General features: G+C 42.8%; 27 protein-coding genes and 1 pseudogene. 12 read left to right on the plus strand and 16 right to left on the minus strand.

The window, feature by feature from the left end; genetic code table 11:
• Nucleotides 1-731 (plus strand): annotated as a pseudogene (locus tag B7708_RS09905) (transposase); the annotation flags it as partial.
• Nucleotides 732-766: 35 nt separating this feature from the next.
• Here B7708_RS09905 and der read toward each other — a convergent pair.
• The 5 genes from der to nrdR are packed head-to-tail and all read right to left on the minus strand — an operon-like array spanning nt 767 to nt 5,335.
• On the minus strand, nt 767-2,077 hold the full coding sequence (gene der / locus B7708_RS01325) for a ribosome biogenesis GTPase Der (RefSeq protein ID WP_084973195.1): 1,311 nt from the start codon (nt 2,075-2,077) through the stop codon (nt 767-769).
• Nucleotides 2,078-2,090: 13 nt separating this feature from the next.
• Entirely contained in the window at nt 2,091-2,804 is a 714-nt protein-coding gene (locus B7708_RS01330; protein WP_084973197.1) for an NADPH-dependent oxidoreductase, read from the minus strand.
• Nucleotides 2,801-3,697 (minus strand): primosomal protein DnaI, encoded by an 897-nt coding sequence (gene dnaI, locus B7708_RS01335; RefSeq protein WP_033584372.1) that lies wholly within the window; start codon nt 3,695-3,697, stop codon nt 2,801-2,803. The genes B7708_RS01330 and dnaI overlap by 4 nt, the downstream gene beginning before the upstream one ends.
• A complete protein-coding gene (locus B7708_RS01340; RefSeq protein WP_084973199.1) occupies nt 3,698-4,861 on the minus strand; it encodes a DnaD domain protein in 1,164 nt (387 codons plus the stop codon).
• Complete coding sequence (gene nrdR, locus B7708_RS01345; protein ID WP_061413408.1) at nt 4,862-5,335, minus strand: transcriptional regulator NrdR; 474 nt, start codon at nt 5,333-5,335, stop codon at nt 4,862-4,864. It abuts the gene before it with no gap.
• 140 nt (nt 5,336-5,475) lie between these two features.
• On the opposite strand from nrdR, the gene B7708_RS01350 reads away from it, so the two are divergent.
• From B7708_RS01350 to B7708_RS01360, 3 genes are read left to right on the plus strand one after another with little or no spacing between them, the layout of a single operon-like run.
• Complete coding sequence (locus B7708_RS01350) at nt 5,476-5,841, plus strand: GntR family transcriptional regulator (RefSeq protein ID WP_084973201.1); 366 nt, start codon at nt 5,476-5,478, stop codon at nt 5,839-5,841.
• A 4-nt stretch (nt 5,842-5,845) separates the two neighbouring features.
• A complete protein-coding gene (locus B7708_RS01355) occupies nt 5,846-6,541 on the plus strand; it encodes an ABC transporter ATP-binding protein (RefSeq protein ID WP_084973203.1) in 696 nt (231 codons plus the stop codon).
• Between the two features lie 15 nt (nt 6,542-6,556).
• Complete coding sequence (locus tag B7708_RS01360) at nt 6,557-7,291, plus strand: hypothetical protein (protein WP_084973205.1); 735 nt, start codon at nt 6,557-6,559, stop codon at nt 7,289-7,291.
• A gap of 33 nt (nt 7,292-7,324) precedes the next feature.
• Here B7708_RS01360 and B7708_RS01365 read toward each other — a convergent pair whose 3' ends face one another.
• Nucleotides 7,325-8,020: an LrgB family protein gene (locus B7708_RS01365; RefSeq protein ID WP_001288938.1), complete on the minus strand. Its 696-nt coding sequence runs from the start codon at nt 8,018-8,020 to the stop codon at nt 7,325-7,327.
• The gene (locus tag B7708_RS01370) at nt 8,017-8,391 is read right to left on the minus strand and encodes a CidA/LrgA family protein (protein ID WP_061452895.1); all 375 of its coding nucleotides are present in this window, start codon (nt 8,389-8,391) and stop codon (nt 8,017-8,019) included. The genes B7708_RS01365 and B7708_RS01370 overlap by 4 nt, the downstream gene beginning before the upstream one ends.
• 196 nt (nt 8,392-8,587) lie before the next feature.
• Here B7708_RS01370 and B7708_RS01375 point away from each other — a divergent pair, with 196 nt between their 5' ends.
• The 7 genes from B7708_RS01375 to queF all read left to right on the plus strand — a co-directional run bounded on the left by B7708_RS01375 (nt 8,588) and on the right by queF (nt 12,133).
• Nucleotides 8,588-8,968 (plus strand): MarR family winged helix-turn-helix transcriptional regulator, encoded by a 381-nt coding sequence (locus tag B7708_RS01375; protein WP_042768552.1) that lies wholly within the window; start codon nt 8,588-8,590, stop codon nt 8,966-8,968.
• Nucleotides 8,969-9,065: 97 nt separating this feature from the next.
• Nucleotides 9,066-9,287, plus strand: a complete 222-nt coding sequence (locus tag B7708_RS01380; protein WP_084973207.1) for a DUF4649 family protein — start codon at nt 9,066-9,068, stop codon at nt 9,285-9,287.
• A gap of 14 nt (nt 9,288-9,301) precedes the next feature.
• Nucleotides 9,302-9,616, plus strand: coding sequence for a thioredoxin (trxA, locus tag B7708_RS01385; protein WP_084973209.1), 315 nt, complete (start codon nt 9,302-9,304; stop codon nt 9,614-9,616).
• Nucleotides 9,617-9,817: 201 nt separating this feature from the next.
• A complete protein-coding gene (gene queC, locus B7708_RS01390) occupies nt 9,818-10,471 on the plus strand; it encodes a 7-cyano-7-deazaguanine synthase QueC (protein ID WP_084973211.1) in 654 nt (217 codons plus the stop codon).
• Entirely contained in the window at nt 10,471-10,914 is a 444-nt protein-coding gene (gene queD / locus B7708_RS01395; RefSeq protein ID WP_084973213.1) for a 6-carboxytetrahydropterin synthase QueD, read from the plus strand. The genes queC and queD overlap by 1 nt, the downstream gene beginning before the upstream one ends.
• The gene (gene queE / locus B7708_RS01400) at nt 10,907-11,623 is read left to right on the plus strand and encodes a 7-carboxy-7-deazaguanine synthase QueE (RefSeq protein ID WP_061413392.1); all 717 of its coding nucleotides are present in this window, start codon (nt 10,907-10,909) and stop codon (nt 11,621-11,623) included. Before queD ends, queE begins: the two co-directional genes overlap by 8 nt.
• Nucleotides 11,624-11,641: 18 nt before the next feature.
• Complete coding sequence (gene queF / locus B7708_RS01405) at nt 11,642-12,133, plus strand: preQ(1) synthase (protein ID WP_000082582.1); 492 nt, start codon at nt 11,642-11,644, stop codon at nt 12,131-12,133.
• Here queF and B7708_RS09995 read toward each other — a convergent pair.
• Both B7708_RS09995 and B7708_RS01415 read right to left on the minus strand, forming a co-directional pair.
• The gene (locus B7708_RS09995; protein WP_084973215.1) at nt 12,130-12,321 is read right to left on the minus strand and encodes a hypothetical protein; all 192 of its coding nucleotides are present in this window, start codon (nt 12,319-12,321) and stop codon (nt 12,130-12,132) included. The genes queF and B7708_RS09995 overlap by 4 nt on opposite strands.
• Nucleotides 12,322-12,387: 66 nt before the next feature.
• Nucleotides 12,388-13,056 carry an MIP/aquaporin family protein gene (locus B7708_RS01415; RefSeq protein ID WP_084973217.1) on the minus strand — a complete coding sequence of 223 codons (669 nt, stop codon included), beginning with the start codon at nt 13,054-13,056 and terminating at the stop codon, nt 12,388-12,390.
• Between the two features lie 297 nt (nt 13,057-13,353).
• Here B7708_RS01415 and B7708_RS01420 point away from each other — a divergent pair, with 297 nt between their 5' ends.
• Entirely contained in the window at nt 13,354-14,334 is a 981-nt protein-coding gene (locus tag B7708_RS01420; protein ID WP_084973219.1) for a hypothetical protein, read from the plus strand.
• Between the two features lie 82 nt (nt 14,335-14,416).
• Here B7708_RS01420 and pepF read toward each other — a convergent pair whose 3' ends face one another.
• The 7 genes from pepF to B7708_RS01455 form a co-directional block, all read right to left on the minus strand.
• Nucleotides 14,417-16,213: an oligoendopeptidase F gene (gene pepF / locus B7708_RS01425; protein ID WP_084973221.1), complete on the minus strand. Its 1,797-nt coding sequence runs from the start codon at nt 16,211-16,213 to the stop codon at nt 14,417-14,419.
• 10 nt (nt 16,214-16,223) lie between these two features.
• The gene (locus tag B7708_RS01430) at nt 16,224-16,967 is read right to left on the minus strand and encodes a 16S rRNA (uracil(1498)-N(3))-methyltransferase (RefSeq protein ID WP_084973223.1); all 744 of its coding nucleotides are present in this window, start codon (nt 16,965-16,967) and stop codon (nt 16,224-16,226) included.
• 1 nt (nt 16,968) lies between these two features.
• Nucleotides 16,969-17,919, minus strand: a complete 951-nt coding sequence (gene prmA / locus B7708_RS01435; protein ID WP_142358253.1) for a 50S ribosomal protein L11 methyltransferase — start codon at nt 17,917-17,919, stop codon at nt 16,969-16,971.
• Nucleotides 17,920-18,056: 137 nt separating this feature from the next.
• Nucleotides 18,057-18,530 (minus strand): GNAT family N-acetyltransferase, encoded by a 474-nt coding sequence (locus B7708_RS01440; RefSeq protein WP_084973227.1) that lies wholly within the window; start codon nt 18,528-18,530, stop codon nt 18,057-18,059.
• 58 nt (nt 18,531-18,588) lie between these two features.
• Nucleotides 18,589-18,957, minus strand: coding sequence for a hypothetical protein (locus B7708_RS01445; protein ID WP_084973229.1), 369 nt, complete (start codon nt 18,955-18,957; stop codon nt 18,589-18,591).
• Nucleotides 18,954-19,382, minus strand: a complete 429-nt coding sequence (locus B7708_RS01450) for an NUDIX hydrolase (protein ID WP_084973231.1) — start codon at nt 19,380-19,382, stop codon at nt 18,954-18,956. The genes B7708_RS01445 and B7708_RS01450 overlap by 4 nt, the downstream gene beginning before the upstream one ends.
• A gap of 9 nt (nt 19,383-19,391) precedes the next feature.
• Nucleotides 19,392-19,862, minus strand: coding sequence for a DUF3013 family protein (locus tag B7708_RS01455; RefSeq protein ID WP_084973234.1), 471 nt, complete (start codon nt 19,860-19,862; stop codon nt 19,392-19,394).
• Nucleotides 19,863-19,934 lie beyond the last annotated feature (72 nt).

The raw sequence follows: 19,934 nt of genomic DNA on the forward strand, positions 1-19,934 counted from the left end.
GCTGTCCTTGAGGGTAGAACACAAGCTATCATAAGAAATCACTTTCTTCGATACGATCGAGCTGTTCGTTGTCAAGTGAAAATCATTACAATGGATTTGTTTAGCCCTTACTATGACTTGGCCAAACGACTTCGCTTTCGAATTTCTAAACTCAAGCTAAAACAGTTCAGTGGACTGTTTTACTCCAACACTTAAGCCGTGCTATGAATCGTGTTCGTGTCCAAATTATGAATCAGTTTGAGCGAAAATCTCATGAATATAAGGCTATCAAACGTTACTGGAAGCTCATCCAACAAGATAGTCGTAAACTCAGCAATAAGCGATTTTATCGCCCTACTTTTCGTATACACTTGACGAATAAAGAAATTCTAGACAAACTATTAAGCTATTCAGAAGACTTGAAACACCACTACAATGTCTATCAGCTCCTGCTTTTTCACTTTCAGAACAAGGAACCCGAGAAATTTTTCGGACTTATTGAGGACAATCTGAAGCAGGTTCATCCTCTTTTTCAGACTGTCTTTAAAACCTTCCTCAAGGATAAAGAAAAGATCGTCAACACTCTCCAATTACCCTATTCCAACGCCAAATTGGAAGCAACGAATAATCTTATTAAACTCATTAAACGAAATGCCTTTGGTTTTCGGAACTTTGAAAACTTCAAAAAAAGGATTTTCATCGCTCTCAACATCAAAAAAGAAAGGACGAAATTCGTCCTTTCTCGATCTTAGCTGACTTCAACCCACTACAGTTGACAAAGAGCCGTTTATTTCCGCTTTCTTGCAATCAAGTGAATCGGTGTTCCTTCAAAGACAAAGGCCTTGCGGATTTGATTTTCCAAGAAACGCAGGTAAGAGAAGTGCATGAGTTCTTCTTCGTTGACAAAGATGACAAAGGTTGGTGGCTTGGTTGCCACTTGGGTCGCGTAGAAGATCTTGAGTCGTTTTCCTTTATCTGTCGGTGTTGGATTGATAGCAATGGCATCCATGATGACATCGTTGAGCACCGCAGACGGAATACGTGTATTTTGACTTTCACTGATTTGCTTGATCATCTCAGGCAGTTTGTGGAGTCGTTGCTTGGTAAGAGCGGATACAAAGACAATCGGTGCGTAAGGTAGATATTGGAACTGCTCACGGATATCCTCTTCCCAGTTTTTCATGGTGTGGTTGTCTTTTTCTAGTGTATCCCACTTGTTGACCACGATGATCATTCCTTTACCCGCTTCGTGGGCAAAACCTGCGATACGCTTGTCGTACTCACGGATACCTTCTTCGGCATTGAGGACCATCAAGACCACGTCAGAACGGTCAATGGCACGCATAGCTCGCATGACAGAATATTTCTCCGTATTTTCATAGACTTTACCAGACTTACGCATACCAGCTGTATCAATCATGGTAAACTCTTGGCCATCCGCATCTGTAAAGTGGGTATCAATGGCATCACGCGTTGTTCCAGCTACTGGACTGGCAATCACGCGGTCTTCTCCCAAAATAGCGTTGATCAAGCTAGATTTTCCAACGTTAGGACGGCCAATCAAGCTAAATTTAATCACGTCTGGATTTTCTTCTTCGACTTCGTGTGGTAGATTTTCGACGATGGCGTCTAACACATCCCCTGTACCAATACCGTGGACAGACGAAATTGGCAGCGGTTCACCCAAGCCTAGCGCATAGAAATCAAAGATATCATTTCGCATCTCAGGGTTGTCAACCTTGTTAACGGCAAGGATAACAGGTTTATGGGTCTTATAAAGTTTACGAGCTACGTACTCATCTGCATCCGTAATTCCTTCTTTCCCAGACACCACAAAGACGATGACATCGGCTTCTTCCATAGCAATTTCTGCCTGGTGCTTGATTTGCTCCATGAAGGGAGCATCGACGTCGTCAATCCCTCCAGTATCAATCATACTAAAGGAACGATTGAGCCACTCACCCGTTGCATAGATACGGTCACGTGTCACACCCTCGACATCTTCTACGATTGAGATCCGCTCACCAGCGATCCGATTAAATAGGGTTGATTTCCCAACATTGGGACGTCCCACAATGGCAATAGTTGGTAAGACCATGTTTTCTCACTTTCTACAATAACTTTTTCTGTTCTAGATTCTTCCGAGTTGAACGAGGTTCGGCTTGACCGAACTGCTCTGCCAAACGCTGACTCCAAGAAGTCGTCGCACGCGCACCAGCATAGTCTGCCTGTACTTGGTCATAGTCCAAAATCGCTTCAACTGGCTGTTCTTGGTATTCTTCCTCAAAAACCACTTGTTTCAAAGGCAGTCTTGGTTTGACCTCATGTTGTTGGTTTGGCACACCAAGGGCAATCCCAAAAACAGGGTAGGTATAGTCAGGCAAGTTAAAAAGCGCTGCCACTTCTTCTGACTTGTAACGGACTAAACCGATAATCACACCACCATATCCCAGACTCTCAGCCGCAAGCAAGGTATTTTGCCCAGCAAGCGCAGCGTCCACAGACGTGATGAGGAGACCTTCCACTCCTTGGGGTTGGAAAGTGTCCGTATGAAGGCTTGCTCCCTTTTCAGCTCTGTTCAAGTCACCGACAAAAAGCAAGAAAGCAGCTGACTGGCGAATGGCTTCCTGAGGAACCAATTCATATAAGGCATCCTTCTTCTCTTGACTGCGCACAAGAATCACAGAGTAGGATTGGAAATTTTTCCAAGATGACGCCATTTGTCCAGCAGTCAAAATCTCGTCCAAGTCTGCTTGAGGAATCTCTTGCTCCTTAAAGCGACGAACTGAAGTATGAGCTTTCATCAGTTTAATGGTTTCTGTCATCGGCGATTTTCTCCTTCTAGTCTCGTTTCCTCAGCCAAATAACGGATTCGTTCCATAACCCGTCTAGCTTCCCAAGTCTCATCATTTCCATTCTTTCCTTTGGCAAAATGTTTTTCCAAATCTTGGAAATTAAAGTTGGAAGTAAAGAAGGTCGGCAAATCTTCCTGCATGCGGTACTGGAGAATGACTTGGAGAATCTCATCACGTACCCAAGGAGTCGACTGCTCTGCGCCAATATCATCCAAGACCAAGACTTCTGCTAACTTGATGTCATCCACCAAGGTCTTCACAGATCCTTCACCGATGGCATTTTTCACATCAATGACAAAACTTGGATAGTGGAGAATAGTCGTTGATGCCCCACGTTTTTCAGATAGGTCGTGAGCTAAGGCCGCCATCATGAAACTCTTACCAACACCAAAATCTCCATAAAGATAGAGGCCTTTTCGGATACTAGGGTAAAGGTCAACAAAGGCATAGAGTCTTTCAAAAATCGGCAAACGACCTAGATCATCCAGGTCAATCTGAGCCAACTTCGCTTTCTTGAGACTTGCTGGTAGATTGATCAACTTGAGACGATTCTTTATAGCTGCCTCTTTTTCAGCCGCGATTAGTTCGGGCGTTTCTTCATAAGACACATCCGCGTAGCCGTGATTCATGACCAAGATTGGCTTGTAGCCACGCGCTATATAGTCCGCATCCCCACGAAGAAACTTGTCCCGTTCTGTGATATATTGGTTGAACTTGGAGATACTACGATTTAACTCCTCTTGGCTGAGGGATTCTTTCTGGATAAAAGCCGCTACATCTGGGTCCTTCATGATCTGCTGGACTAGGTCCTGATACTGAAAACGACTTGTCTGACGTTTGATTACGTCACCCACACTTTCCATCTAGTCTCCTCCTTCTTCTAATCGGGCTAACATTTCTTGTTTTTTGCGTTCTAGTTCCAGACGAGTTTCCTCGCTGGTTTGATTTTTGTATTCTGGATTACTCCACTTAGGAACATTTGTCTTAGTCGAGCTAGTTTTCGATTTCTGGTCTTCATGGCTTTTTTGCTGACGTTCTCGAATCCGAAGCACGGCTTCCTCTGCTGTCCGAATTTTGCGATAGGCATAGTCGTTGGCAACTTTCATGGCATATTTTTCATTGACATTAGCCGAATCAACCTTGTTAAAGGTTAAAAGTAAGACGATATTGATGACTTCGTCCAACAAACCTAAAGATGCCATCTGGTGAAGGAGTTCTCTTTCACTTTGGGTGATGTTTCCCTTACGCGTTTGCTTGATTTCCGCTAAAAAGTGCAGGGGAGTTTTATTTTTGGCTTCCCTGATAATGGTCATTTCTTTGGAGCTAAAGTCCGAAGACACATGCTTTTGCGCAATCTTTTCACGCATGCGTTTGACTGAAATAACCTGAGCCACAGCTGTCGCTTTGGCTAGTTGATAGGTTTCAAACCAGGTCCATTTTTTTTCATCTGCAATGGCAAACAATTCCAGAACATCCGCCTGCTCATTTTCAAAACGCAGGCCATCTCGAGCCATCAGCTGCTGAAAATGCTCCAAGTCAAAATCATTTTTTAACTTGCTTTTTGACTCGATTGTAGTCACTTCTTCAGTCAGATTTGGAAAGATTTGGCTCAAGGAAACAGAGAGTTCTTCTCCCTCACTTGGAGCCTGTTTCATAGCAAAAACAGCTGTATCCCCAATCTTTCTCTCTAATAATCTGCTATAGACAGAATGACTTAAAAAATCCTGACTGGAGAGGGGAGAATGAAGCTGCAATTCATAGACTTCCCCCTTCTGGTAAAGAGTCAACAGATCTAAGGCAGATAAGATTTTAAAAGACTGGAGGAGCGTATTCATCCCGAAATTCAAATGATTAAGAATGTTTGCAAAAAGGTGTTCCTTTTGCCCTCCATCCCAAAAGGTAATGGCATATAGATAGAGGCTCAGCGCCTCCTGACCGATAATCGGGAGGTAGCACTGCACCAGGGAAGAGGTATCTTGCGACACCCGATTATTCTTTAGAAAAGAAAAACGGTCATTTGGCTTCATCTATTTTTCCTTTTTCTTCTTAGAGGACTGGGTGATCTGCTGGAGCAGACTCTCCAACTCACTCACATCCTTAAAACTACGGTAAACACTGGCAAAACGAACATAGGTAATCTCATCTAGTTCTGCCAATTCTTCCATGACTAAGGCTCCAATATATTCACTTTGGATCTCATTCTCACTGCGACTACGGAGTTTTTGCTCGATACGATTGACCACCATGCCGATTTCATCACTTGACACAGGACGCTTCTGGGCTGAGCGAATAATCCCATTAAAGATTTTATCTCTCGAAAACTGTTCTCGTGTGCCGTCTTTTTTGACGACAACCAGCGTTCGTTCTTCTACTCGTTCATAGGTTGTAAAACGATGCTGACACTCGTCGCACTCACGTCTTCGGCGGATGGTATTTCCTTCTTCGGCTTGTCGACTATCAACAACACTAGACTTGGTAGCCCCACATTTTGGACAACGCATGCATTTCCCTCCTTGTCGTTTTCTTTTCATTATACCATTTTTTGAGCAATTCCCAAAACAATTCTTATTTTTACTTGACAAGTTTTTTGTTTTATTGTATTATTTAATTAGAACAACAAAGAAAAAGAAAGGAGACTATGATGTCCTGGTCATTTGATAATACAAAACCCATTTATTTGCAGATTATGGAAAAAATCAAATTACAGATTGTTTCCCATGAACTGGAACCCAACCAACAGCTCCCAACCGTAAGGGAACTAGCGAGCGAGGCTGGGGTCAATCCCAACACCATTCAGCGCGCCTTGTCTGACCTTGAGCGCGAGGGCTTCGTTTATAGCAAGAGGACTACTGGTCGTTTTGTCACTGAGAACTTAGATCTCATCGTTCAGTCCCGCAAACAGCTTTCTGAGGAGCAACTGAAAAACTTTGTAACGGGCATGCTTCAATTCGGATATCAAAAAGAAGAACTGCCAAGTGTGCTTAGCGAATACATCAAAGGAGTGTAAAATTATGACATTACTAGCATTTGAAAATGTATCCAAATCCTATGGGGCTACAGCAGCCCTTAACAATGTTTCCCTTGAGATTCCCGCTGGAAAAATCGTCGGGCTTCTCGGTCCAAACGGATCTGGAAAAACAACCCTGATCAAGCTGATCAACGGACTTCTCCAGCCAGACAACGGACGTGTCCTCATTAACAACATGGACCCGAGTCCGTCCACCAAGGCTATCGTTTCTTATCTTCCGGACACGACTTATCTGAATGAAGAGATGAAGGTCAAGGATGCTCTAACCTATTTTAAAACCTTCTATCAAGATTTCAATCTTGAGCGGGCTCAGCATCTTTTAGCAGATCTTGGCATTGATGAAAATAGTCGTCTCAAGAAATTGTCGAAAGGGAACAAGGAAAAGGTTCAATTAATCCTCGTTATGAGCCGTGAAGCTCGTCTCTACGTTCTCGACGAACCAATTGGTGGTGTGGACCCGGCTGCCCGTGACTATATCTTGAACACCATCATCAACAACTACTCACCAACTTCAACTGTTTTGATTTCTACCCACTTGATTTCAGATATTGAGCCGATCTTGGATGAAATCATCTTCCTAAATAACGGAAAAGTTGTCCGTCAAGGAAATGTAGATGATATTCGTTACGAGTCGGGTGAGTCGATTGACCAGCTCTTCCGCCAAGAGTTCAAGGCTTAGACAAAGGAGATTATTATGTTTTGGAATTTAGTTCGTTATGAATTTAAAAATGTTAACAAATGGTATCTAGCTCTCTACGGTGCTGTGCTTGCAATTTCGGTTTTGATTGGTGCATCCATTTCTGGTATTAGTCAGACCTACACTAGCTATGGTAATGATCCCTACTATCTGTTAGGCTTTCTGATCTTAGTTTTTGGTGGGCTCAGCGTTACTCTCTGGATCGCGACGATCTTTCTAATCGTTCGACGCTTCAAGGGAAGTGTCTACGATCGTCAGGGCTATCTGACATTGACTCTGCCCGTCTCTGAACACCAAATCATCACCGCCAAATTACTGGGTGCTCTCATTTGGTCAATCATAAGCTATATTGTATTTATCTTGAGTATCATTATTATCTTCTCACTCACCCCTGTAGTGAAAGATTTGCCACTCCTCTATCGATTTATCTCTCCTTATCTCGGCTACGGTTGGCTCTATGCCCTCTCTCTTCTGGTGGGTTCAATTACTTGGATTTTATCTATTTACCTTTGCATCTCAATTGGTCAACTATTTAACGAGTATCGTACCGCTATGGGAATTTTAGCCTATATCGTGATTAACATCGTGATTGGCTATATTTCTATCTTCTTCCGAATGGATTATGATTTTAACCTCCTAATCAGCGCTGATATCCTCAAAGATTTCATTCTAGCAATTATCTACTACCTCGGAACCTACTATATCTTGAAAAATAAGGTTAACTTGCAATAAAAAACGCCCAGCTTACAAGAGCTGGGTTTTGCTTTAACTCAATATCAAACTGGCTACAATGGGACTGACAAAGACGTAGAGAATACCGGTGACACCGATAGCCAAGCCACCCATGGCGCCTGCTACAGAGCCGTATCGAAAGGCCGTTCCCGTTCCGACAGCATGACCTGTCCCTCCAAGGGAGAGTCCAACAGCTACTGGATCGTCAATCTTCAACCACTTTAAAAGTGTTGGTCCGATAACACTGGTTAAAATCCCAGTCGCCACTACGACAACCAAGGTCACAGTCGTCAAGCCTTGCAATTTTTCTGTGATCCCCACTGCCATGGCGGTTGTCACTGACTTGGGAAAGAGAGAAATGGCCAGGAAAAAGTCCATACCAAATATTTTCGCTACTATAGCAGTGAAACTAGTATTAACAACTACTGCTAGCAGACTACCAAAGAGAATACTCCGAGCATGGTGCTTCATCAAGTGAAAACTCTTATAAAGCGGAATCCCTAAAGCCACGGTCGATGGGACAATCAAGTTGTTCAGATAAACCCCACCTTGGTAGTAATCTTGGTAAGAAATACCCGTCGCCTTAAGAAGGATGATAATGAAAATTGCCGACAAAAGCAAGGGCGTTGTCAATGGATGGGGGAAACGCCTGTAAATCAACATTCCCACTAGATAAGCTAGGATAGACAGAGCAATCCCAAACAGGGGATTGGAAACAAATTCACTCATTTGGCTTCTCCTTTCTCATAATCTCCCTCAAACCGTCGCTTGATAAACTGAACCACTAGGGCGATGAGGATAATATTGATGACAGCTGCAAAAAAGACAATTAAGACGATGGGCAAGAGATAGGGGGCAATCACATCAAACTTTTCCATGATACCCACTGCTGGCGGCAAAAAGAGAATGGTCATATTAGCCAACAGAAAATTCCCCACCATGTTGACATGCCTGGTTCTTAGCCACTTGAACTGCAGGGCTAGAAAAAGAATAATCAAACCGATAATACTGCCTGGGATGGGCAGATGAAAGAAACTGGAGATTCCCTCACCGATTAGAGAAATCACAAAGAGAATCATTAATTGAACATATAACTTCATCTCAAACTCCTTGAAATAGAATTCTTGCATACCAGTTTACTCTTTTTTCAGGAAATTTCAAGGAAATACCGAAATTTTTCTTTCTTGCAAGGATTAGCTAAAAGTAGTATAATCATTGCATGCGCAATCATCTTATGCTACAAAGACAGTCAGTAATGACTTTGTGATTTTTACTTTGAAAAGAAAGGAGAAAGCAATGACCTATTTGGAAAAGTGGTTTGACTACAACCGCCGTCAAAAGGAAATGGAAGCCTTGTTAGAAGAAACCATTGCCCAACAGAGTGAACAAAGGTTGACCTTGAAAGAGTTTTACCTGCTCTACTATCTGGATCTAGCTGATGAAAAATCTTTACGACAGATTGACCTGCCAGATAAACTCCATCTCAGCCCGAGCGCTGTTTCTCGAATGGTCGCTCGCTTGGAAGAGAAAAACTGCGGTTTGCTTAGTCGCCGATGTTGCGATCAGGATAGACGGGCTAGCTTTATCTGCCTGACTGACGAGGGACAAACAACTCTAGCTTACCTGCAAAAAGCCGTCGAAGAAAGATTGGAGACGAGTCTTGATTTCATTTCATAATCAGATTTTCAAAAAAAGTTGCGTGCGCAATCATTTTTCTTGACATTCCTCTTTTCAAGGAGTACAATAAAGTCAAGATCGAATAAAGGAGTTTTATATGATCGAAATTACCTATCTAGATGCCAGCAAGCAAGAGAGAACCATGACTTTCGAGTCTTACGAAGACTTTGAACGTTCTCAACAAGCTTGCCTTATCGGCATCGCGGATTACTACACTGTCCAAAAATTAACCTACAATGGTCATGATTTGGACTACCATGGGACTTATGGAGATGTCTTCTTCTATCTCATGAAACAAGATTTAAGCCAATATAATTAAAAAGGAGAAATAAAATGGCAAAAACAATTACAGATGCAACATTTGAACAAGAAACAAAAGACGGTTTGGTCTTGGTAGACTTCTGGGCAACTTGGTGTGGTCCATGTCGTATGCAAGGTCCAATCTTGGATAAATTGTCTGAAGAACTTTCAGAAGATGTCTTGAAAATCGTTAAAATGGACGTTGATGAAAATCCAAACACAGCTCGTGCCTTTGGAATCATGTCTATCCCAACCCTTCTCTTCAAAAAAGACGGCCAAGTCGTTAAACAAGTTGCTGGAGTACACACAGCAGAACAAATTAAGACCATCGTTGCTGAATTGAGCTAATCAAACGAGAGACCAAGTGGATTCATTTGGTCTCTTTTTTTGCCCTTTGCCATTTTTCAAAAAATATGCTAGACTGTATGTAGAATATTACGATGTTTGGGACATGCCATCGCTAAAAAAAACCTCTACTTGGTATTTTTTAGCTCCCCTCAAGGGAGCTTTTTGCGTGCTCTGAACATTTCCCATTTTAGAAGGAGTACTATGAAACGTCAATCAGCCTTGGTCGTCTTTAGCGGCGGTCAAGATTCCACAACCTGCCTCTTTTGGGCTAAAGAACACTATGAAACAGTCGAAGCTGTCACCTTTGCCTATGGCCAACGTCATCATCTCGAAATTCAAGTTGCTAGAGAAATCGCTAAGGAACAAGGCATTCGTCATCACATCTTAGATATGTCTCTGCTGGGACAAATCACTGAAAATGCGCTGACCTCTGATATGGAAATCGAGCAAAAAGAGGGAGAGGTTCCCAATACCTTCGTTGACGGTCGCAACCACCTCTTTCTTTCCTTTGCGGCAGTTCTTGCCAAGCAACGAGGTATTAATGATATAGTGACAGGTGTCTGCGAGACAGATTTCTCAGGCTACCCTGACTGCCGGGATGTCTTTGTCAAATCTCTCAATGTCACCCTCAACCTTGCCATGGATTACGACTTTGTTATCCAAACACCTCTCATGTGGCTAGACAAGGCTGAAACTTGGGAATTAGCCGACCAACTCGGTGCCTTTGACTATGTTCGTGAAAAGACCTTGACCTGCTACAATGGAATTATCGGAAGTGGCTGTGGAGATTGTCCAGCCTGCCACCTACGTCAGCATGGACTAGATGTTTATCTCTCACAGAAAGGAGAGGGCTAATGTTTTTTGCACCCAAAGAAATCAAACAGGAAACTGGGGAGTCTCTTATCTACAATCCTCACAGAACCATGGTATCAAAAGAATTTACTTTCGATGCTGCCCACCACCTCTTTCACTATGAGGGAAAATGCAAGTCCCTGCACGGCCACACCTACCATCTGCAGATTGCTGTCAGTGGATTTTTAGATGAACGTGGCATGACCTACGATTTCGGAGACATCAAAGCTATCTACAAGGACTACTTAGAGCCCCACTTGGATCATCGCTATCTCAATGAAACCCTGCCCTATATGAACACGACTGCTGAAAACATGGTTTACTGGATTTTCCAAACCATGAGTCAAGAGTTGCCAGACGAACGCGGTCTCCGTTTGGAATACGTTCGCCTCTATGAAACTCCGACTGCCTTTGCGGAGTTTAGACGGGAGTGGTTAGATGACTAGGGAACGTGTCCTCAAACTACCAGTTCTGGAAATTTTTGGCCCAACCTTTCAAGGTGAAGGCCGTGCTATTGGGCAGAAAACCATGTTTGTCCGCACTGCTGGTTGCGACTACCACTGCGACTGGTGCGACTCTGCCTTTACTTGGGATGGTTCTGAAAAGCCAACTCGCATGACCGCTGATGAAGTCATTGCTGCCTTAGATAAGCTAGGAAGCTACGACTACGTTACCCTATCTGGCGGAAATCCTGCTATCCTAGCAGCCAACATGGCTCAACTCGTCACCAAGCTCAAAGAACGTGGTGTCACTCTGGCAGTTGAGACCCAAGGCTCCCGCTGGCAAAATTGGTTAAAAGACATCGACCAGGTCACTCTGAGTCCCAAGCCTCCTTCATCCAAGATGGAAGTCAACTTTGAGACCTTGGACTTTATCGTTTCCCAACTGGACCCAGACAAGGTCACCTTTAAAATCCCTGTCTTTGATGATGCCGATTTGGCCTTTGCTAAAGGGATTCAAGAACGCTACCAACCAGATGTTCTCTTCTTATCAGCAGGAAATCCCGAGCCCAAGGCTACAGGTAATATTGTCCAAGACCAACTGGACCGTCTCAAAGAACTCTGGGAACGCGTCGCTGCTGACGATAGCTGGGGCAATGTCCGCGTCCTTCCTCAACTCCATACCCTCCTCTACGACAACCAACGTGGTGTTTAAAATTAGAAAGAAAAAATCATGTCACAACAAGAAGAAATGAAAAACCTAAGCCTACTAGGCAATAAAGAAACCAACTACATTTTTGACTATCAACCAGAAGTCCTCGAGTCTTTTGACAATCGTCATGTGGAAAATGACTATTTTATCAAATTCAACTGTCCTGAATTTACCTCACTGTGCCCAATCACTGCTCAGCCAGACTTTGCGACGATTTATATTTCCTACATTCCTGACAAGCTCTGTGTTGAGTCAAAATCCCTCAAACTCTACCTCTTTAGCTACCGAAATCATGGGGATTTCCACGAAAACTGTATTAACACCATCGGAAAAGACTTGGTCAACTTGCTAGACCCTCGCTATTTAGAGGTCTGGGGAAAATTCACTCCGCGCGGTGGTATTTCAATCGATCCCTACTACAACTACGGTAGACCTGGAACTAAGTATGAAGGCTTGGCAGAACAACGCCTCTTCCAACATGACCTCTATCCAGAGAAAATTGACAACCGCTAATACTCTTCGAAAATCTCTTCAAACCGCGTCAACGTCGCCTTGCCGTATGCATGGTTACTGACTTCGTCAGTTTCATCTACAACCTCAAAACAGTGTTTTGAGCTGACTTCGTCAGTTTCATCTACAACCTCAAAACCATGTTTTGAGCAACCTGTGGCTAGTTTCCTAGTTTGCTCTTTGATTTTCATTGAGTATAAACAGATACGAAAAAGCCCTGTTCCTCAAGATGAGGAGCAAGGCTTTTTGAATTTCAATTATTCTTCTGTTCCAAGGAAGTTTTTCGCAACAAGAGCTGCAAGAACGCCACCAACGATTGGCGCAAGGATGAAAATCCATACTTGTTGAAGAGCTGCGCCACCTACCAAGACAGCAGGTGCCAAGCTACGAGCTGGGTTAACTGAGAGTCCAGTAATGTTCAATCCCACAAGGATCAAAGCTGTCAATGACAAACCAATGACCAAACCAGCAATCGCACCATTGCCCTTGCTTGCTGATGTTACAGTCATGATAACCAAGACAAACAAGAAGGTTGCGATGACTTCAAACAAGAATCCACCAAAGACAGTGACACCGTTTGCCAAGGCATTTTCACCAAGACTTGCAGTTGACATTCCTGAGTTAGACAAGAGGAAGAATACTGCAGCTGACGCAAGGAAAGCTCCAACTACTTGTCCAAGGATGTAGTTTACAAGCTCTGAAGATGACAAACGTTTGTTTACAAACATAGCGATCGAAACAGCTGGGTTCAAGTGAGCCCCTGAAACAGTTCCGATTGAGTAAGCTGCAACCACAATTGCTAAACCAAAGGCAAAAGCAATTTCAAGGTGTCCAAGGCCATCAAGACCATTTCCAAAAACAACAGCTCCTGTTCCGATGAACACAAGCATAAATGTACCGATTAATTCAGCAACAAATTTTTTCATGATAAGTCTCCTTTTTTCAAACTATGTATTAGTCTATCAGAAGAAGGAAAGGGTTTCAAGAAAAGTGATTGGAAAATTTTCTTGAAAACCCACTGAATTTCTATTAAAGACTATTACAAGTAAAAATTGATAAAAATCCTTTGGAGATTATCCTTCAAGAGTGTCGGAAGCTTTCAAATACTTGCTTAAAAGTATGCAGTCATCAATAAAAGCTTTTTCTAATAAATCATACAAAAAAATGAAGAGAATGGTATAATTGATACTATACAATAAACGTTTTTGAAAAAGGAGACTACCGTGAGAAAAAAGTTTAGAGTTTATTTTCTAACCACTGCAACAATTTTAGCATTTGGCCTCGTCGGCTGTTCATCTAAACCATCAACCACTGCTACAAGCAATACAGAAGGTACTACAAATACAGAGACAGCAACCTACCATAAGAAAGATGTAACTGGTCCTGCTGCTTCATTTGACTGGAATGCCAAAGTTGCACCTACCAACTATGAGAGAACCTTTGTTGAAACAAACAGTGGCAGTCAATTTAATAAAACTTTAGATCGCACTAAAGAGGTGGCTGAGAATCTTGAAAAAAAGAAAAAGGAAATTTCGGATCCTAAGGTTCAAACAGCCCTCAAATTAGTGGATGCTGTCTTCGTCAATCAAGAAAATCTTGACCTAGTTGTGAAATCAGCGGGTGCTAGCAATCAAGAAGAGTTATTTGATAAGATTTGGAACGAATATTTAGTCCCTGAGTTAACTAAAATCCGTCCGAATTTTTCAAATGATACCGTCTTTGAATATAAAGGAGAAAAATATCCTCTCAAAATTTATGCACCTATGTTTTTCAAGGTCAACACTAATGCATTAGGAAAAGCAGGTGCCTATACTCTTGAGGACTATAAGGTGGAGGGCGACATGGTTTATTTGAAATTTATGTCCCCATCTGTAGATACCTACCAATACGAAGTCAAGGCTACTTATCATGATAACTTCCAAGACTTCTTTCAAGGACTGGTGGAAGAACAACAAAAGGTTCTTGAAACAGACTATGGCAAAGCTCTAAATATTCGATTTGTTTATCAATTAGCGGCGCTTGATTTTAAAGCTGACAACTACGTAGACCTAGAGGGCATGGATTATCTTGATCGTAACACCCATTACCTTGCCATAAAAGTGGATAATAATGGTGAAGCTAGCCTTGATAATGAAAATCTCGCCAACCTTTTACAAATTAGCATGAAGGCTTCAAACGAGGCCAATAAAGGAAAATTTGAATAAATCTTTAAAGCATAAAAAAATCACCTCAAACAGGTGATTTTTGTGTATTCATCTTGTCATTAAAATGTCTTAAATCCGTCCTTTACTCCCCCAACTCCGCACTGTAGGCGATAATCTGGTCAACTGTATCAGACAGGAATTGGATGGTATCACGGAGTGGTTTGTCTGTTGAGATATCCGCTCCGATAATCATTGCTGACTCAAGCGGTGTCTTGCTGCCACCTGACTTGAGGAGCTCGAGCCAATCTCTAGCTCCAGTTTCTGAATGTTTCAGATGAAGATAACCTGCAGTCGAGATAACAAGCCCAGCTGAGTAGGTGTAGCTATACAAGCCCATGTAATAGTGAGCTTGGCGCATCCAAGTGAGTGCCGCATCGTCGTCGATTTCAATGGCATCTCCCCAGAAATCCGTCAGAACTTCCTTCATAATGCTGTTGAGTTTGCTTGCCCCAAAGGTCTCTCCTTCTTCAATCAGTGTATACACCTTACGCTGGAAGGCTGCTTCCAAGAGGTGGGTGATGAAATTATGGAAGTAGGTATCTGTCAAGCGGTGGGCAAGGGCAAAGCGTTTTTGACGTGGGTCGTCAGATTGGTGTTCCAAGTAATCACTAAGAAGCAATTCATTGAAGGTTGATGGCGCTTCGACATAGTAAGTAGACATGTGGGCATTGAAGTAACTTTGGTGATTATCTGAAAAGATAAATTGACCAGAATGCCCGATTTCATGAATCAAAGTATAGACATCGCTCAAACGGCCTGTCCAGCTCATGAGGACATAAGGATGCACACGATATGGATCCGTTGCATAACCACCAGAATCCTTGCCACTATTGGCAGCGAAGTCCACCCAGCGTTCTTCTTGATAGCGAGTAACTTCCTGACAATATTCTTGTCCCAAAGGTTCTACTGACTTCATGACCAAATCATAGGCGTCATCAATAGTCACTTCAGGATTAAGAGCGCTATCCAAGTCTAGCTTCCAGTCTGCAAAAGTCATCTTTTCAAGACCATTGACCTTGGCAACATGCTTGAGGTATCTCTGAGCGACCGGTGCAAAGTCCTTCATGATGAGGTCAATCTGGCGGTCAAACATAGCACGATCCACTTCTTGCTCAGCTAGAAGATAATCAAAGACGGAGTCATATCCCTTCATATCTGCCAAGAGTTTTTCAGACTTAACCTGAGCTAGATAGGCTGCAGCAGCCGTATTCTGGTGCTTACGGAGTCCTTCTGAGAAAGAACGAAAAGATTTCTCACGAACCTCAGCGTCCTCGTGGTTTTGGTAGAAATTCTCATAAGTCACAAAGCTGTTTTTATAAGTCTTACCATGGGCTTCAAAGTCAGCCATTTCAAAATCCCCAGCACGCATCTTGGTGTAAATATCCTGTGGACTGTAGAAAACTTCACCGAGATTGGTCAAGGCCTTCTCTACATCTGCCCCGAGATAGTGGGCTTTTTTGATTTTTGCCTGACGAATGGCAGCTGTTAAATGTGGTAATTCACCCAAACGGTCCAAGACTTCCTCGTCCGCTGCCACCAAGGCATCGTCAAAGAAAGTCAAGGCTACACTGGCATCTGTTTCAAATTCCATCCCAGCTTGGGCAATATTTGCAAATTCTTCATTGCTATAGTCTGTCGTCTGAGGCATAAAAGCATAATTGCCGATATGGCTCATCTGGATATAGATTTGTTCCAATTCCGCAAAGGCCTTTTCAAAATCCTCAAAAGTGTCAAGATTGCCCTTATAGTCACGGCTAAATTGGTTGATGTCTTCGCGAGCTTTCTCGATTGCACGCAAGAAATCCTCACGGTCTTGGTATAGGGCTGTTAAATCCCAAAGTTCCTTCTCTGGAAATTCTGAACGGTGTTTTTGTTCCATTTTCTTCCTCTTATTTCTCTAATTCTAATAATACGCTGAGGGCTGATAAGGCGTAAAGTGGTGCTGTTTCTGCTCGTAAAATCCGAGGTCCAAGTCCCGCCAAGACAGCTCCTTTAGTTTCAAAACTTTCGATTTCTGCTGGTGACAGACCACCTTCTGGACCAAAGATAAAGAGCAGTTTAGCTCCTTTTTCAAGACCAGAGACCGCTTGTAAGAGCGCAGCGACTTCTCCTTCTTTTGCTGATTCTTCATAGGCTACTATGATAGAGTCAAACTGGTCAAGCTGAGCTAAAAAATCTGCTTTTTTCTCGAAGAGCTGGATACTTGGGACGATATTACGCTTGCTTTGTTCTGCTGCTCCAAGGGCGATTTTTTCCAGTTTTTCAACCTTTTTGCCTAGTTTCTTGCCGTCCCACTTAGCAACTGACCAGTCTGCAGGGAAGGCCCAGATTTGACTGGCACCAAGTTCCGTCACTTTTTGAGTGATGAACTCGAGCTTGTCTCCCTTGGGAAATCCTGATGCGATGGTTACTTGGACTGGTAGTTCCACATTATCAGCTAATTCTTCGACCAACTCAAACTGATGATTTTCCACATCCAACACGCGCGCCAAACGCTTGATACCATCCTCAAAGACCAAAATAACCTCATCACCTTCTTTCAGGCGCATGACCTGAAACATGTGCTTGCTGGTTTCCTTGTCCTCAATGGTGACAGGAGAGCAAGCACTTCCTTTGACAAAATACTGTTGCATGCTAGCCTCCAATCACACCAGAGATATCCTTGGTCTTCTTAAAGACACAGGCATTCCATTCCCCTTGAATCATATGGGTTTCAAGGAAGAAACCTGCCGACTCCGCTGACTCTCGTACCATGTCCCACTTGTCCTTGATAATCCCACTCATGATGAGGTAGCCTTCATCCTTGACCAAGCGATAAGCATCCTCTGTCAGATGAATGAGAATATCCGCCAAGATATTAGCTACAATCACATCTGTCTCAATCTCTACACCCTTGAGCAAATCTCCAGCAGCAACATGGATATTTTCCATACCAGGGTTGAGCTCAATATTTTCCTGAGCCACACGAACCGCCACATCATCCAGGTCATAGGCGAAGATTTCTTTGGCACCAAGAAGCGAGCTAGCAATAGAAAGGACACCTGAACCAGTTCCTACATCCAGCACCGTTTCACCACCACGAAGAACCTGCTCCAAGGCGAAAAGGCTCATCTTGGTCGTTGGATGCGTTCCAGTCCCAAAAGCCATACCAGGATCCAGCTTGATAATCTTTTCTCCCATTGTCGCCTCATAGTCTGTCCAGGACGGCACGATGGTCAAGTCATGAGTAATACGGGCTGGCTCATAGTATTTCTTCCAGTTGTCTGCCCAGTCTTCCTCAGCCAAGGCAGTCATGCCAATCTTGACCTCTCCTAAGTCCATAAAATCTATCAATTCTGCTAGACGTGCCTGCAAGTCTGCCTCAACTGCCGCTACATCAACCGTTTCGGGATAATAGGCTGTCACCACGATTTCTTCTTGCTGCTCGACTTCAGGGAATATTTCACCAAAACGGTCGACATTCCCCACATAGTCCATACTATCTTCAATCGCAACACCTTGCGCTCCTAGCTCAATCAAGAGATTAGAGACCAGCTCCTCCCCCTCACGCTTCACTGTAACTTTTAACTCTTGCCATGTTTCCATCATTAAGATACCAAGCCCGTAAAACACAAAGCCAAAATAGAAAATTCTCTGAAGACACTTGGGTCTAAGAGAAGTTTATCTTTTTGGCACACTGTTTAGGGCGGGTTCAGTTTAGAAATGTAACCGAACCATCCTTTCTATTTCTCTATCCATTTTTTCATGTAAACCATATCCATACCTTCTTTTTCAGGCTCGATATGGGTTTGACGGTAGCCATTTTTCTCATAAAAGGCGACCATCCCCGCATCCTGTAATACCGTACACAAATCCCACTGTTTAATCGTTGAAAATTCCTTTTCCAGCAATCTCAATCCCTCAGAACCATAACCTTTTCCTTGATGCTGAGGCAAAATCGCTGCCGTTCCCAACCAAGCCTCCGTCAATTCTTCATTGGTCTGAATTCGTAAAAAACCGATAATTTCGTCCTTTTCTTTTACAAAGTAGTAATAACTATTAAGACGCTCGACTAGTTTCCATTTGATTCGTTCGCGGTCCTCCAGATAAGGATCATACTCATCTTGATATTTTTCATAGACAGCCTTAAAGCTAGCTCTTTGAATTGCAATTACGGTTTCTAAATCCTCTGCTCCTGCTCGGATAATCTGAATCATACTAATACCTCCAAATTCACTCTCTCAACTCGCTTCCTATGCTCTTCCACACGCTGTTTTACTGACCCTCAAATTCTTCAATCACATCCGTGTAGTGTTCTTTCATTGCGTTATGAATCTGCTGTTTAAAAATACCAAACATAAGATAATAAACAAATAGAACAATTCCTGCAAACAGTATCAAAAATAAAAAATATACTGAAAGAGGCAGTACAAGACCTCTATCACTCAGTAAGGGTATAACAAGCATTAATACCCAAATAACAGCCATAGAAATCCCAGCTACTTTCGTACCACTTTCCCTTTGTTTTTTTAACTTTAAATATTCTATATAAATGAATGTAGCTTCTTCCCTAGAGTATTGTCCAGCTTTTAGTTTGCGTTTAACTTCCTTATTTAGTGTCGTTGTTGCAATTGCAAAAATCATTTTACTTCCTCCAAATAATCCCTCACTCTGTCCTGCAACTGGGGGACAACCTTATCTGAGCTAAGAAACTCCTCAATACTCATCAGTTTATATCCCTGTCCCTCATCGCCAAAGACGATACTATCAAACTGTTCCTGCCTTAACTTGCCAACTAGAAAGACTGACTCCTTCCCCTCAAAAAGCATACTTGGGTAAACCTTACTCCAAAGCAGACACTCTTCAATCAAATGAATTCCCAGTTCTTCATAAACTTCACGCGCCGCGCACTCAAAAGGACTTTCATCACCCTCTCGTCCGCCACCTGGCAATTCCCAGGTATTAGGGTAGGGAATGTTTGATTTGTCATCACGTAAGATAGTCAGGAGCTTATCACCACAAAAGAGGGCAATTTTGCAACCAGTAAAATCAGAAATTTCTATTTCCATATCAGACTCCTAGTATCTCGGATAAGGATAAAACTCTCCTTCTTCCAAGCCTGCTTTCCCTTCTTCAAAGACTTCTTGGTTCCATTCCATGACAAATTCTTCTGCTTCTGGATCTTCCAAAAAGTCCATGAGCGCATCCAGCCCAACCTCGGCAGTATCTTTGAGGAATAGTGCAAAATAAGCCAAAAACTCGCGAGAAAATCCTTTTTTAGGCAGATAAGGGATGACCGTTAAATAGCCTTCTTCATTGACGGTTGACTTGGCAGGATTGTAAAAAAGCACCGCTTCCTCAAAAAGAATATCATCTGACGAAACTTCTCCATCCTCATCCACCATCTCTACCCCAGCAGCATTTTGCGCTTCCAAGAGAAAACTCACTTCAACCGCATGATTGCGCTTGTCCCAACTAATCTCATAGTCAAATGGAAAGTTCTTGTCCAATTCTTCCTCTAAAACATCTAAAAATCCATATGTTGCCATTTTGTCCTCTTTCTATGCGACTCTTTAATCGCCCCGATTGCTCGGAAATATGCTAAAATAGATACTACCATC

It is taken from the genome of Streptococcus oralis subsp. dentisani (genome assembly GCF_002096615.1).
GTDB classification, from domain to species: Bacteria; Bacillota; Bacilli; order Lactobacillales; family Streptococcaceae; genus Streptococcus; species Streptococcus oralis_U.